We start from the raw sequence: 14,137 nt of genomic DNA on the forward strand, positions 1-14,137 counted from the left end.
GTCAGGAGCAAAAGTCAAAACGACTTTTGCTCCTGACTTCTTTTCTTTTGCGGATGCATAAGTTATAATAAGAAAGTAGTTGAAATAAATGAACGAGATTCGTAATTGATGATGATTCAGATTGAAGTGAGGGATGAGCGTGCAGTATCCAATCAATATGGAAATTGCCGGACGCGTCTGCGTGATCATAGGCGGCGGACGTGTGGCGGAGCGCAAGGCACAGGTCCTGCTGCAGGCGGGGGCTCATCTGACCATCATGGCACCATCGCTTACGAATGCGCTTTATCAGGAAGCTTCGACGGGATGCTTTTTCTGGCTGGCGAGACCGTATGAAGATGGTTTTTTGCGGCGGGTCAGGCCCTTTTTGGTATTCTGTACGGCAGATAATCACGAGGTTAACCGCTTGGCTGCTGCTGAGGCGAGAGAAGCGGATGCTCTCGTCAATGTCGCCGATGAGCCGGAGCTTTCGGATTTTTTCGTGCCGGCGAGCATTCGGCGCGGGAAATTCCTGCTGACCATCGGCACCGGCGGCTTGAGTCCTGCTTTTTCGCGCTGCCTGCGCGGTCAGCTCGAACAGGCTTTCCCGCCGGCGTTCGGCATCTGGGTGGAGCGTCTATCTGAGATACGGAATGAAATGAAGGAAAAGCTGCCGACGAGCGATGCGCGTCAGACGTTCTGGCGCTTGGCGCTTTCAAGAGAAGTGATTAATTTAGTCAGGGCCGGCCAGCTGGACCGGGCGGAGGTATTGATTCGACATGCAGTTATTGGTTTTAGGTCTCAATCATAAAACGGCACCCGTGGAGGTGCGTGAGAACTTTTCCATCCCGAAGCCGTCCATACGCGATGGCCTTGAGAATCTCAATGAATATGAAGGCCTTTCGGAAGCCGTGGTCCTTTCGACCTGCAACCGCAGCGAGATGTACGCGGTTGTTGACGATGCCAAGGAAGACCTCGCCACGCTCAAGCAGTTCTTATTCGATTTGACCGGCAATGATGATGATATTGACGAATATCTTTATTCATTCGTTGATGAAGAATGCATCCGGCATCTTTTCAACGTGGCCGCGAGCCTCGATTCGCTTGTACTCGGCGAAGGTCAGATTCTTTCGCAGGTCAAGGAGGCTTATGCGATTGCGCGCGAGGCGGGTTCGACGAGCACCGTGCTCAATACGCTTTTTCATCGCGCCATTGCCACGGGCAAGCGCGTGCGCACGGAAACGCGCATTGCCTTCAGTTCGGTTTCGGTCAGCTATGCGGCCGTGGAGCTCGCAAAGGAAAAGCTCGGCACACTGGAACAGTCAAACGCTTTGATTTTCGGCGCGGGCAAGATGGCGGAACTCACGGCTCAGCACCTCGTTTCGCATGGTGTGCGCGAGATTTACGTGGCGAACCGCCATATCGAGAAAGCCGAGCAGCTCGCGGCAGAATTCGGCGGCGAGGCCGTGCCTTTTGAAGGAGCCCTGAAGCGGGCCGTGGATGTCGATGTCATCGTGACTTCGACCGGTGCGCCGCATTACGTCGTCAAGCCTTGGGAAACGCGTCAGCTCATGACGAAGCGCAAGGGCAGGCAGCTCTTTTTCATCGATATTGCCGTGCCGCGCGATGTTGACCCGGATGTCAGCCAAATCAAGGGCGTGACGCTCTACAACATCGATGCCCTCGAAGAAGTGGTCGATGAGCATAAAGAAGAACGTCAGCAGGAAGCGAAACTCGCCCATAAGATTGTCGAAGAGGAAGTCAAGTCCATCGAGGATAAATTCCAGTATCTTTCGTTTCGCCCGCTCATGGCCCTGCTTTCCGAGCGCTGTGAACGCATCCGTCAGCGTGAGATTCGGCGTGCCTCTTCGAAATTGCCGGACCTTACGAAGGCAGAACGGCGCCAGATTGAGCATATGACGCGCATGATCGTGCGCAAGATTCTGCGCATGCCGATGATGAAGCTCAATGCCTCGGCCGGCACGCCGCAGGAAGCATTTTATATTGAAGCAATGCGGGCTTTATTCAAGCTCGACACGATAGGGGAGGCGGCAACGAGTGAAGAACGGCACAATCGTTATCGGAACGCGCAGCAGTAAATTGGCCTTATGGCAGGCCGACTACGTCGCAGGATGCCTGCAGAAAAAATATCCGGAGCTCAAAGTGGAAAAGAAGCTCATGACCACAAAGGGTGATAAAATCCTCGATGCGCCGCTGGCGAAAATTGGCGGCAAGGGGCTTTTCACGAAGGAACTCGAACAGGATATGCTCGAGGGCGGCATCGACCTTGCTGTGCACAGCCTGAAGGACATGCCGACTGAGGTGCCCAAAGGCCTTGTGATTTCGGCCATCACCAAGCGTTTTGACGCAGGCGACGCCGTCGTAAGCCCGAAGTATAAGACGTTTGCAAATCTGCCAAAAGGCGCAAAAGTCGGCACCTCGAGCCTGCGGCGCAAGGCACAGCTGCTGCACGCCAGGCCGGACCTTCACATCTGCGATTTGCGCGGCAATGTCAATACACGCCTTAAGAAACTCGAAGAGGAGCATTTCGATGCCATCATTCTCGCCGTGGCAGGCCTTAAAAGACTGGGCTTTGCGGACCGCATCACGGAGGTGCTGCCCAAATCCATGGTTCTGCCGGCTGTCGGGCAGGGGGCACTTGCCATCGAGACGCGTCAGGATGATGACGAAATCCGCGGCCTTATCGATTTTCTCAATGATGAGGAAACCGGGGCCTGTGCAAAGGCTGAGCGTGCTTTTCTTGCGCGCGTCGAAGGCGGCTGTCAGGTGCCGGTCGGCGTTTACGCGGTGCCGACAGAAGAGACAGAAGGAAAGAGTGACCTGCGTGTCGAAGCTGTCATTGCATCGCTTGACGGTCAGCGTCTTTACCGCGATGCCATAGAGGGCAGTGCGGCAGAGGCCGAAAAAATGGGGACGGAGCTTGCCGATCAGCTGCTTAATATGGGCGGCCTGGCGATTCTGCATGAAATCGGCCTGCTGCTGGACCGCTGAGAGCTGTTCTTGAGGATTTTATAGGAAATGTAAGAAGAACGGCAGGACGGGAACTCCCGTCTGGCCGTGTGTATCATAAAGGAGAGTAACATGGCAGGTATGGTATATCTGGTCGGAGCGGGTCCCGGAGACTATCGCTTAATCAGCCTTAAGGCAGTCGACTGCCTGAAGAAAGCCGATGTCGTCGTCTATGACCGGCTCGCAGATGACCGCATTTTAGGCTGGGCGCCAAAAGATGCAGAATTCATCTATGTGGGCAAGGCTTCGAGCCATCATACGATGAAGCAGCCCGATATCAATCAGCTGCTCGTCGATAAGGCCAAGGAAGGCAAGACCGTCGTGCGCCTCAAGGGCGGCGACCCCTTCGTCTTTGGCCGCGGCGGCGAGGAAGGACTGCTGCTCGAGGAAAATCATCTGCCGTTTGAGGTAGTGCCGGGCATCACCTCGGCCATCTCGGTGCCGGCTTATGCGGGTATCCCCGTTACGCACCGCGGCATCGCGACATCGTTTGCCGTCATCACGGGGCACGAAGACCCGACGAAGGGCAGGAGCAACATCCGCTGGGATAAACTTGCGACCGGTGTTGACACCTTGGTATTCCTTATGGGCGTGGCCAATCTGCCGCACATCACAGAAGAGCTCATCAAAAACGGCCGTCCGGCCGCTACGCCGGCAGCCGTCATCCGCTGGGGCACAAAGCCGGAGCAGCGCGTCCTGATGACGACCGTGGGCAAGGCGGCAGAGGATGTGGCCAAAGCCAATCTCAGACCGCCGGCCATCTTCATCGTTGGGGATGTCGTCAAACTGCGCGAAAAACTTCAGTGGTTCGATAAACTCGCGCAGAAGCCGCTGTTTGGCAGGACCGTGCTCGTCACGCGCGCCCGCAGTCAGGCTTCGAAACTCACGGCAAAACTCGAAGAGCTCGGTGCCCGCGTCATCGAAAAACCGGCCATTGCCATTGCCGCACCGGATGATGCGTATGCGGCTGTCGATGGGGCTATTGCGGAGCTCGACAAATATCAGTGGCTGATTTTTACGAGCACGAATGGCGTGGAACATTTCTTCGACCGTCTTTACACTGCCGGCAAAGATGTGCGTGCCCTCGGCTACGCCAAAGTGGCCGCAATTGGCCAGACGACAGCGAATAAGCTCAGGGAATACGGCATCATCGCCGACGTTGTCCCGCAGGAATTCCGCGCCGAAGGCATCATCGAAGCCCTGAAGGGCAAACTGCCGCCGCATGCCAAAATTCTGCTGCCGCGCGCCGCTGCCGCCCGCGAAATCCTGCCCGAAAAACTGCGCGAACAGGGCGCAGAAGTCGACGTCGTGCCGGTCTATCAGACCGTGACGGCAGCAGCCACCCCGGAAGAAATCGCAGAGCTCACCAAGGAACTTGAGGATGGCAGCATCGACTACGTGACCTTCACGAGCTCTTCGACCGTCCACAACCTCATCAAACTGCTCGGCAGCACAGAGCCTCTTGCGAACGTTAAAAAAGCCTGCATCGGCCCCGTGACAGCGGAGACAGCAAGAAAAGCCGGCCTTGAGCTGGATATCGTGGCCAAGACTTATACCATTGAGGGACTGGTTCAGGAAATCGAGCAGCATATCTAACTGGCAGGGAGGAAGGAGCGGTGAGCCATAAGCGAAGCTTCAGCCTGCTGCGCGAAGCGTTGGCTCATTGCTCCTTCCGGACGTTTCTGCACATGAGGGCAGCGTGGCATGACTGCCCAACGCTCCGCGTGGCCTGCTGCTAAACCAATTTTTTGCTCTATAATGAATCCCATCAAAAGAGCTAAACGCACTTCGTTTGAACGACGCTCTTTTGACGGGGGTCCGGTCGGCAAAAAATTGGTTCTTAACGCAGAAGGCCAAAGCTCCGCTTATGGTCAGCCATGCCACGCAGGCTGCTGTTGTATCTTTTGTGTAAGGTTTTGAGACGATTCTATAATTTGATGCAGTGATTCATTACTGAATTTTTTTAGGAGATGTTTTTCATGTATAATCAGAAGCTTCGTCCGCGCCGTATGCGCATTTCGCCGGCCATGCGTGCCATGGTTCGGGAGACGACTCTTTCGGCTAAGGATTTTGTTTATCCGATTTTCGTCGTGCCGGGTGAAAATGTCAAGGAAGAGATCCCGAGCATGCCGAACTGCTATCATCTGTCGGTTGATAATGCCGTAGAGCTGGCCAAAGAGATTTATGAACTCGGCATTCCGGCCGTTGAAGTCTTCGGCCTGCCGGAATACAAGGATGCAGACGGCTCTTCTGCCTGGGACCCGACGAGCCCTGTACAGCGCGCCATCAAGGCCATCAAAGCGGCTGTGCCGAATCTCATGATTGTCGGCGATGTCTGCCTCTGCCAGTACACGACGCACGGCCACTGCGGCCATCTCGAAGGCCACTATGTCGACAACGACAAGACGCTGAAGCTCCTGCAGAAAGTCGCGGTCTCGCAGGCCGAGGCTGGTGCGGACATCATCGCTCCTTCGGACATGATGGACGGCCGCGTGGCTGCCATCCGCGAAGCCCTCGATGAACACGGCTTCATCAATGTCTCCATCATGAGCTATGCCGTCAAATACGCTTCGGGCTATTACGGCCCGTTCCGCGATGCGGCAGACAGTGCACCGGCCTTCGGCGACCGCCGCCAGTATCAGATGGACCCTGCCAATGCCCGTGAGGCACTCAAAGAAGTCGACCTCGATATCATGGAAGGTGCCGATATCATCATGGTCAAGCCGGCTCTTGCCTATCTCGATGTCGTGCGTCAGGTCCGCGACCACATCCATCATCCTGTTGCCGTTTACAACGTCAGCGGCGAGTACGCGATGGTCAAGGCTGCTGCCCAGAACGGCTGGATTGATGAAAAACGCATTGTCCTCGAGACTTTGACGGGCATGAAGCGTGCCGGTGCCGATATCATCATCACGTACCATGCCATTGATGCCGCTAAGTGGCTCAAGGAAGAAGAATAAGGGAGGATATTCCTGTGCTGAATCTTGAAAAATCTCTCGCGGCTTTCAATGAAGCCAAGAATCTCATGCCGGGCGGTGTCAACAGCCCTGTGCGTTCGTATGCCAATGTGGACTGCAACCCACCTTTTATCGCACGCGCGAAAGGCGACCGCATCTTCGATATCGATGGCAATGAATACATCGATTACGTCGGTTCGTGGGGCCCGATGGTCGTCGGCCACGCGCATCCGAATGTCGTCAAGGCCCTGCAGGAAGCCGTCACGCGCGGCACGAGCTACGGCGCGCCGACGCTTCTTGAGTCCGAGCTTGCCAAGCTCGTCATGAAGGTGTATCCGTCGATTGAAGTCATCCGCATGGTCAACTCGGGCACCGAGGCGACGATGAGTGCGCTGCGCCTGGCGCGCGGCTATACGGGACGCGATAAAATTGTCAAATTCATCGGCTGCTACCATGGCCACAGCGACAGTCTGCTCGTCAATGCCGGCTCGGGCATGGCGACGTTTGGTGTGCCGAGTTCGCCGGGCGTCACGAAGGGCACGGCGGCTGACACGATTTCGGTACCGTACAACGATGTCGAGGCCATCACGAAGGTCATGGATGAAATGGGCGACGAAATTGCGGCCGTCATCATCGAGCCGGTGGCCGGCAATATGGGCTGTGTGCCGCCGAAGCAGGGCTATTTGCGCACGATTCGCCGTTTGACGGAAGAGCACGGCACCATTCTGATTTTTGATGAAGTCATGTGCGGCTTCCGCGCTTCTTTGGGCGGCGCACAGGCTGCCTACGGCATCACGCCGGACCTCACGTGCCTCGGCAAGATCATCGGCGGCGGCCTGCCGGTTGCCGCTTATGGCGGACGCCGCGACATCATGATGAAGGTCTCGCCGGCCGGTCCTGTCTATCAGGCAGGCACGCTTTCGGGCAATCCTCTGGCCATGACGGCCGGCATCGAGACCTTGAAGCTCATCACGGCAGAACCGGAGCCGGGCGAGGCTGACTACAGCCGCATGCTGACGCTCAAGACGAAGAAACTGCTGCTTGGCTGGCTCGAAAAGGCTAAGGAAGCCGGTGTCGCGATTCAGGCGCATCAGGCCGGTTCGATGTTCGGCATTTTCTTCAACGAGCACGAGGTCTACAATTACGACGATTCGTGTGCTTCGGATCAGGAGGCCTTCAAGGTCTGGTTCAAGAGCATGCTCGAGCAGGGCATTTACCTTGCCCCGTCGCAGTTTGAAACGCTCTTCATGTCGGGAGCGCACAGCGATGAAGACATTGAACGCACCATTGAAGCTGCGGGCAAGGCCTTTAAAGATGTGGCGGAGAGCCGCAAATAATAATATGAGATACAAGAAACGCTGGTTGTAGTGACTGGCGTTTTTTTAGCAAATCCGGAAAGGGCTGGCCAACACTGCGCGGTGTGCTGCGGCTAAACCGATTTTTTGCCTTATAATATATCCTTACGAAAAAGCTAAACGCGCGCTGCTTGAACGACGCTTTTTCGCAAGGGTTCTGGTCGGCAAAAAATTGGTTCTTCACGCCGCAGCACAGACGCTTCATTTATGGCCAGCCCTTTCCTCCTTCTCGTTGAAGGTATGGCCGTGGCGCGAATGAGGAATAAAACGGCGCAGCGTTGACTAGTCATCTCCGATTTTTCGTCACAATGTTCACTAAGGTCAGTTCCTTTTTATGCAATAGGCCAGATTTTATCTTCAAAGATGAGGAATTTTTTCTTCTAAACAAAAATTGACCATATCATAAAGTGGTGGATTGAGACTTTTCGTATGGTCAGAAAAGCGTATACTAAAGGCTGTAATCATTTTTCAGCTCTTGCTGATGAGGAGGTCTTTTTAGATGAAGGAATCGGTAGAAAATCGTTATGAGCTCAACAAGCAGCTGGCGCAGATGCTCAAGGGCGGGGTCATCATGGATGTGACGACGCCGGAGCAGGCAAAGATTGCGGAGGAGGCTGGGGCCTGTGCCGTCATGGCACTCGAGCGCATTCCTGCGGATATCCGGGCGGCGGGCGGTGTTTCGCGCATGAGCGACCCGAAGATGATTAAGGGCATCCAGAATGCCGTTTCCATTCCGGTCATGGCCAAATGCCGCATTGGCCATTTTGTCGAGGCGCAGATTCTTGAGGCCATCGAAATTGACTATATCGATGAGAGCGAGGTCCTGTCGCCGGCCGATGATGTCTACCATATTGACAAACATAAATTCCGCGTGCCGTTTGTCTGCGGTGCCCGCGACCTCGGCGAAGCCCTGCGCCGCATCGCGGAAGGTGCCTCGATGATTCGCACGAAGGGGGAACCGGGCACGGGCGATGTCGTGCAGGCCGTGCGCCATATGCGGAAAATCAACGCTGAAATCGCATCTCTCACGGCCAAGCGCGGGGATGAACTCTTTGAAGCGGCGAAGACTTTAGCCGTGCCGTACGCACTCGTCAAGTATGTCCATGACAACGGCAGGCTGCCCGTCGTCAATTTTGCCGCGGGCGGCGTGGCGACGCCGGCTGACGCTGCGCTCATGATGCAGCTCGGCGCCGAAGGTGTCTTTGTCGGCTCGGGCATCTTTAAGTCGGGCAATCCTGCAAAGCGCGCGCGTGCCATCGTGCAGGCCGTGACGAATTACGATAAGCCCGATATTCTTGCAAAGCTTTCCGAAGACCTCGGCGAGGCCATGGTCGGCATCAACGAGGAAGAAATCGAACTTCTTATGGCAGAACGGGGGAAATGATATGGCTACAATAGGAGTACTTGCCGTGCAGGGTGCCTTTATCGAGCATGAAAAGATGCTGGAGTCACTCGGCGCGCGCTGCGTGGAACTTCGCAATGCGGCGGATTTAAAGGAAAAGCCAGACGGTCTCGTGCTGCCGGGCGGCGAAAGCACGGTACAGCGCAAAATCCTTATGGAAACGGGCATGTACGAACCGATAAAAGCATGGCTCGACGAGGGCCTGCCCGTGCTTGCGACCTGCGCAGGACTGATTCTTCTCGCTGAGCATTTGAGCAACGACACGCGGACCTGCTTCAAGACCCTGCCTGTCACGGTCCGCCGCAATGCCTATGGCCGCCAGCTCGGCAGCTTCATCACCGAAGCCGACGTCCGCCACATCGGTGTGATGCGCCAAAATTTCATCCGCGCACCCTACATTGAAAAAGTCGGCCCCGAAGTCGAAGTCCTCTCGAAGACGAATGGCCATGTGACGGCCGTGCATTACAGGAATCAGCTGGCCCTGTCCTTCCATCCGGAAGTCGGGCACGATGCGCGGCTGCATCAGGCTTTTCTCGATATGACCGCATAAAAAATCAGGAGATATCTTAACGTATCTCCTGATTTTTGTTTCTTTATTTGACGATGTGTTTGCCGCCGATGTATCTTGGCTGCCAGTAGCTGTTTGAGAGGCTGTCGATGCGGACGCCTTTGCTTGAGGAGGCATGGATGAACTCGTTGTTGCCGAGGTAGATGCCGCAGTGCGAGGGGCCGGGCTCATAGGTCTCGAAGAAGACGAGGTCGCCGGGTTCAAGCTGGCTCTTACTCGTCGTGCGCAGGCCGAGACGGTACTGGTCGTCGGCGAGACGCGGGATGCTGATGCCGTTCTTGCCAAAGACGTACTGCAGGTAGCCCGAGCAGTCAAAGGCCTTGGGCGTGGCGCCGCCAAAGCTGTAGGGCACGCCAATGTAGGATTTTGCCGTTGAGATGATACTGCTGACCTTGCTGCGTTCGAGGATGGGCTTGTTGTTCGGGACGGTCGGACCGTAGTTTGGCGCCGTGCTCTTGATGCGTTCGAGCAGGGCTTCTTTGTCCTTTATGGAACCGTGGTAAATCGACTTTGTGTCCCGCAGAGCCCGCCAGGTCGCGTTGTTGACGATGCCAGTCGGACGGATGTTGTTGTCGCGCTGGAACTGTGTGACGACGCGCTTCGTCTCCTCACCGTAAATGCCATCGATGTCCTTTATCGTATAGCCGACATTCTGGAGCTTCTGCTGCAGGAGCATGACGTCGCGTCCTGAAGAATTGAGTTTGAGCACAGGCGCGGCAAGGCCTGTCGCGGAAAAAAGCAGGGAAAAGAGTCCGGCAATGAGACCGGCTTTTATAAAATGACTCCTGTGCATATGAATCGGGTCCTTTCCAAAAGTTCCAAAAGAAGTTCCAAAAGTCTATAAAAGTCGCTGGAAATCTGCGCAAACCCGTGTCAGGTCATGGATTCGCGTACGTGGTCGAGACCCTGACACATGAGTTTGACGACATGGTCATCGTCGAGGGAATAAAACGCTTCCTTGCCGTCCTTGCGGTATTTCACGAGTCTGGCCGCGCGCAGCACGCGCAGCTGGTGGGAGATGGCCGACTGTCCCATCTGCAGGGATTCCGCGATATCGCAGACGCACATTTCTTTTTCTACGACAAGCAGCGAGAGCAGTTTGATGCGGGTCTTGTCACCTAAGATCTTGAAGAGGTCGGCAAGACGCAGGCTGGTTTCGTCATCGAGTCTGTGCGACAGTGCGTCGTGTATCTTATCCGGATGGGGATGATTGATCTCGCAAAGGTCACAGAGCTCGTTCTTTCTGAGATTATCGTTCATTGGTATAACGTATTCCTCCGACTACTTACATATACTTATATTATATCAGTTTCTGCATCGAACTGGAATGAAAACTTTCTTCCGGGGGTGATGTACTGCAGCATATTGCACTCGCTTTCATCGATCATCGCGGCGACATTCGTGCGCGGGTCGGCTTCCTGCGGCGTGCGGATAATCTGGAGTTCGCCCATGTAGCGGCCGTAGCCTTTATTGTCAATCGTGATGGCGCCAATGGGGCGCATGGTTGCGTTGTCCTGTTCGATGACAGCGTTCATTTTCTTTAAGAGAGGGCGGCTTTCCTGTGCGCGGATGGCGTCGCGCGCTTCATCGAGTCGTGACGTGAACGTATGAGAAAGTAATTTTCGCTGTACGGGGTCTTTTGTCAGCAGCCGGGCACGCAGTGTAATCTGGTCCCCCTTCAGGGCTCCGAGGGCGGCGATTTCCTCATCCGTCGGCAGTGAATCGGCGAGAAAGACAGAATCACAGCCAAGAGCCACGAGATGACGGGCCGAGACCTCCGCTGCTTCATCACGGTGTTCCTCCAGTGTCGGCAGGCCGTCTTTCAGCGGGGAGCGGCGGCGTCCGTCCTGACTGGGGACAAAGGCGCCGACGCGGATGCCGTAGTGATGAAGCAGGATGTTTGCGTGCACGAGGGCCTGTTCACTGAGCCCTGTGCCGCGGCGCGGATAAAAATTATGCAGGGCATCGATGCGGGCAAAATCCGTGCCGGCGTCCTGCAAATCCTGCAGAAGGCGGTGCGTGATGGTCGAAGCGTTGAGCTGAAAGCGCATTTCCGGGAAGCGGTGGGAAAGCGAGGCAATTTCCTCCGCAGAAAAACCGTAGTCAAGCCGCAGTGTCGTGATGCCGAGCATGCGGAAGGCCGTGGGATTGAACTCGGGCAGGCCGAGGAGTTTCAGCGTTGCGGGAGAAACATCGGAAATGACTTCCATATGACGATGGCGGGCGGCCTTTAAGAGGACGCCGATTTCTTTTTTTAAGGCATTGACGTTGGTTTCCGGGATATGCAGGGAGGTGAAAATGCGCGAAATGCCGGCGCGGGCGGCTCTGGTGAGAAGCAGCAGGTTTTCATCGGGCGTGTTGTCGAGCCCCGGATAAAGGGAAATACCGTTTTCCATATAAAACTTCCTTTCTTTTGCAGACATTTGCTTATGCAAAAGTCAGTATTCAACTTTCTTCCGGCGGGTCATCGAAGCCGATGAGCCATGTGGCAATGAAGCCGCCGATATAGGCCGTGACAAGTCCGAGAAGATAAATGGGAATCTGGTCCGTGGCAGCCGCGAGCGGCAGTCCCGAAATGCCGAGTGTCGCCGCGCCGACCATGAACTGGGCCTGCACCGCGCCGCCGCAGGCCCCGCCGATGCAGGCACCGATGAAGGGCTTGCCAAGGGGTAGGGTCACGCCGTAAATCAGGGGTTCGCCGACTCCCATGATGCCGACGGGCAGAGCCGAGGCGATGGTTTTTTTGAGGAAGTGATTTTTCGTCTTGCAGTAAACGGCAAAACTGGCGCCGACCTGTCCGGCACCGGCCATGGCGAGCACGGGCAGCAGGATGGTCACGCCGTAGCGCGCGAGAAGTTCTGCGTGAATCGGCGTGAGCGTCTGATGGATGCCGAGCATGACCATCGGCAGAAAGGTGCCGCCTAAGATAAAGCCCGTGATGGCGCCGCCGGAGCCGATGGCGCTCGTGGCAGCCGTGCCGATGCAGTCGGACAGGAAGCCGCCTAAGGGCTGCAGGACGCAGATGGCGATGGTGCCAGAGATTAAAAAGGTGAAAAGCGGTGTGAGGAACAGGCTGAACATCTCGGGGATGATGCGGCGCAGCTGTTTTTCAATCAGGGCGGCGAGGGCGGCTACGAGCAGCACGGAAATGACGCCGCCGCGTCCCGGCACGAGCGGTTCGCCTGTGAGATTGATCGAGGCGAGCCCCGGATGGGCGAGCAGGGCGCCTAAAATGCCGCCCAAAATCGGCGTGCCGCCAAATTCCTTGGCCGCGTTGTAGCCGACAAAGAGATTCATACCCCAGAAGACCGTACTGCCGCCAATGGCCAGGAGCTGATAGACGGCCGTCTGTGCAAAAGCAGGGTCAACCTTGCTGACAACATTTAAGGTGCCGCTTATGAGGCCGCAGGCAATGAAGGCTGGAATCAGCGGAATGAAGATGCTGGCGATGCGCTTAAAGAGAAGCTTTAGCGGCGTGGCGTTCTTCGCGCGTATTTTTGCGTGCAGGGCCCTGCCATCGCCGACTTTGGCGGCTTCGGCAGCGGCTTTTGTACTGGTCTTTGGCGGCGTTGGCGAAGATTCTGCTTCCGAAGGAGCGGAAAGAGCAGAAGGAGCCGCTTTTTCTTCCCCGCTGTCGGTACTGTCCTGCTCATTTGAGGCAGACGGGCTGCTGAGCAGGGCCGAAAATGCCTCGGTCACGCGGTCCACGCGTCCGGGACCGAAGATGATCTGGAGCTCTTCGCCGGCATCATGGACGCCGAGCACGCCGTTTATTTTTTTGAGCTTGGCGAGCATCGCTTCATCCTTATGCACGAGGACAAGGCGCAGCCGCGTCATGCAGTGTGTGACGGATTGGATATTTTCCGCAGGTCCCGTCAGGAGATAAACCTGCCAGGCAATATCTTCATAATTCATGGGTGGTTTCCTCCTGTGCTGAGGCTTTGCCGAGTGTTTGCCGTATGGCCGCAGCGAGATGGCCATATGCTTTTTCGAGAGCATTTCGGCCTTCGGATGCGGAAATGCCCGTCACGACCATAAGAATGGCGAGCTTGGCACGGCCGTCGGCTGCAGCAAGGGCTTTTTCCGCTTCGCCGCGCTCACAGCCGCTGCCCTCCATGACGATGCGCACGGCGCGTTCGCGGAGTTTCTGGTTGCTGGCCCTGACATCGACCATGAGGTTGCCGTAGACTTTGCCAAGTTTGATCATCGTACCCGTTGAAAGCATATTGAGTACGAGTTTCTGGGCCGTGCCGGCCTTCATGCGCGTCGAGCCCGTGACGATTTCGGGGCCGGTGACAGGGGTCAGGGCAATGTCGGCGAGGGCGGCAATCTTCGAATGCTCACTGCAGGAGAGCGCAATCGTCAGGGCACCGAGCTCATGGGCATACTGCAGGCCGCCGATGACGTAGGGCGTGCGTCCCGAGGCAGCGATGCCGACGAGCACGTCTTTTGGCGAAAAATCGTGTTCCTTGAGGTCCTTGACCGCTAAAGCGGGATTGTCCTCCGCGCCTTCCTGTGCGCGAAAAATAGCGGGGATGCCGCCGGCGATGAGTCCCTGCACGAGCTCCGGGTCCGTGCCGTAAGTCGGCGGACATTCCGAGGCATCGAGAATGCCGAGGCGTCCTGAGGTGCCGGCACCGATGTAGAAGAGGCGGCCGCCATCTTTGAGGCGCTGGCTCGTCGCGTCAATCGCTTTGGCGATGGCGGGCAGGATTTTCTTTATCGCAGTCGAGATTTTGCTGTCCTCCTGCTGCATGATCGTGACCATCTCCAGCGTCGTGCAGGTATCGATATGGGCAGAAGCCGGATTGCGGCGCTCTGTCGTGAGTTTTGTTAAGTCCATGGTTGT

General features: G+C 56.3%; 13 protein-coding genes. 8 read left to right on the top strand and 5 right to left on the bottom strand.

Translation table 11 applies throughout. The features are described 5' to 3' along the window. The first annotated feature begins 139 nt into the window (after positions 1 to 139). From ACE419_RS09670 to pdxT, 8 genes are all read left to right on the top strand, one after another. On the top strand, positions 140 to 787 hold the full coding sequence (locus ACE419_RS09670; RefSeq protein WP_432646374.1) for a precorrin-2 dehydrogenase/sirohydrochlorin ferrochelatase family protein: 648 nt from the start codon (positions 140 to 142) through the stop codon (positions 785 to 787). Continuing rightward, positions 756 to 2,075 carry a glutamyl-tRNA reductase gene (gene hemA, locus ACE419_RS09675; RefSeq protein ID WP_435721856.1) on the top strand — a complete coding sequence of 440 codons (1,320 nt, stop codon included), beginning with the start codon at positions 756 to 758 and terminating at the stop codon, positions 2,073 to 2,075. The genes ACE419_RS09670 and hemA overlap by 32 nt, the downstream gene beginning before the upstream one ends. Further along, positions 2,035 to 2,988 (top strand): hydroxymethylbilane synthase, encoded by a 954-nt coding sequence (hemC, locus tag ACE419_RS09680; protein WP_435721857.1) that lies wholly within the window; start codon positions 2,035 to 2,037, stop codon positions 2,986 to 2,988. Before hemA ends, hemC begins: the two co-directional genes overlap by 41 nt. Positions 2,989 to 3,078: 90 nt before the next feature. Further along, positions 3,079 to 4,602: a uroporphyrinogen-III C-methyltransferase gene (gene cobA / locus ACE419_RS09685; protein WP_435721858.1), complete on the top strand. Its 1,524-nt coding sequence runs from the start codon at positions 3,079 to 3,081 to the stop codon at positions 4,600 to 4,602. A 383-nt stretch (positions 4,603 to 4,985) separates the two neighbouring features. After that, a complete protein-coding gene (hemB, locus tag ACE419_RS09690) occupies positions 4,986 to 5,966 on the top strand; it encodes a porphobilinogen synthase (RefSeq protein WP_432646379.1) in 981 nt (326 codons plus the stop codon). A 14-nt stretch (positions 5,967 to 5,980) separates the two neighbouring features. Then, positions 5,981 to 7,300: a glutamate-1-semialdehyde 2,1-aminomutase gene (hemL, locus tag ACE419_RS09695; protein ID WP_435721859.1), complete on the top strand. Its 1,320-nt coding sequence runs from the start codon at positions 5,981 to 5,983 to the stop codon at positions 7,298 to 7,300. 517 nt (positions 7,301 to 7,817) lie between these two features. Next, the gene (gene pdxS, locus ACE419_RS09700; protein ID WP_435721860.1) at positions 7,818 to 8,702 is read left to right on the top strand and encodes a pyridoxal 5'-phosphate synthase lyase subunit PdxS; all 885 of its coding nucleotides are present in this window, start codon (positions 7,818 to 7,820) and stop codon (positions 8,700 to 8,702) included. A gap of 1 nt (position 8,703) precedes the next feature. Then, positions 8,704 to 9,270, top strand: a complete 567-nt coding sequence (gene pdxT, locus ACE419_RS09705; protein ID WP_432647856.1) for a pyridoxal 5'-phosphate synthase glutaminase subunit PdxT — start codon at positions 8,704 to 8,706, stop codon at positions 9,268 to 9,270. A gap of 43 nt (positions 9,271 to 9,313) precedes the next feature. Here pdxT and ACE419_RS09710 read toward each other — a convergent pair whose 3' ends face one another. From ACE419_RS09710 to murQ, 5 genes are all read right to left on the bottom strand, one after another. Further along, positions 9,314 to 10,081 (bottom strand): C40 family peptidase, encoded by a 768-nt coding sequence (locus ACE419_RS09710; RefSeq protein ID WP_432647857.1) that lies wholly within the window; start codon positions 10,079 to 10,081, stop codon positions 9,314 to 9,316. Positions 10,082 to 10,161: 80 nt separating this feature from the next. Further along, entirely contained in the window at positions 10,162 to 10,548 is a 387-nt protein-coding gene (locus ACE419_RS09715; protein WP_432647858.1) for an ArsR/SmtB family transcription factor, read from the bottom strand. Between the two features lie 35 nt (positions 10,549 to 10,583). Beyond that, entirely contained in the window at positions 10,584 to 11,684 is a 1,101-nt protein-coding gene (locus tag ACE419_RS09720; protein WP_435721861.1) for a DUF871 domain-containing protein, read from the bottom strand. 49 nt (positions 11,685 to 11,733) lie between these two features. Then, positions 11,734 to 13,203: a PTS transporter subunit EIIC gene (locus ACE419_RS09725; protein ID WP_435721862.1), complete on the bottom strand. Its 1,470-nt coding sequence runs from the start codon at positions 13,201 to 13,203 to the stop codon at positions 11,734 to 11,736. Next, positions 13,193 to 14,131 (bottom strand): N-acetylmuramic acid 6-phosphate etherase, encoded by a 939-nt coding sequence (gene murQ / locus ACE419_RS09730; RefSeq protein WP_435721875.1) that lies wholly within the window; start codon positions 14,129 to 14,131, stop codon positions 13,193 to 13,195. Before murQ ends, ACE419_RS09725 begins: the two co-directional genes overlap by 11 nt. Between the last annotated feature and the right edge of the window lie 6 nt (positions 14,132 to 14,137).

It is taken from the genome of Mitsuokella apri, from assembly GCF_047974105.1.
In the GTDB taxonomy this organism is placed as follows: Bacteria; Bacillota; Negativicutes; order Selenomonadales; family Selenomonadaceae; genus Mitsuokella.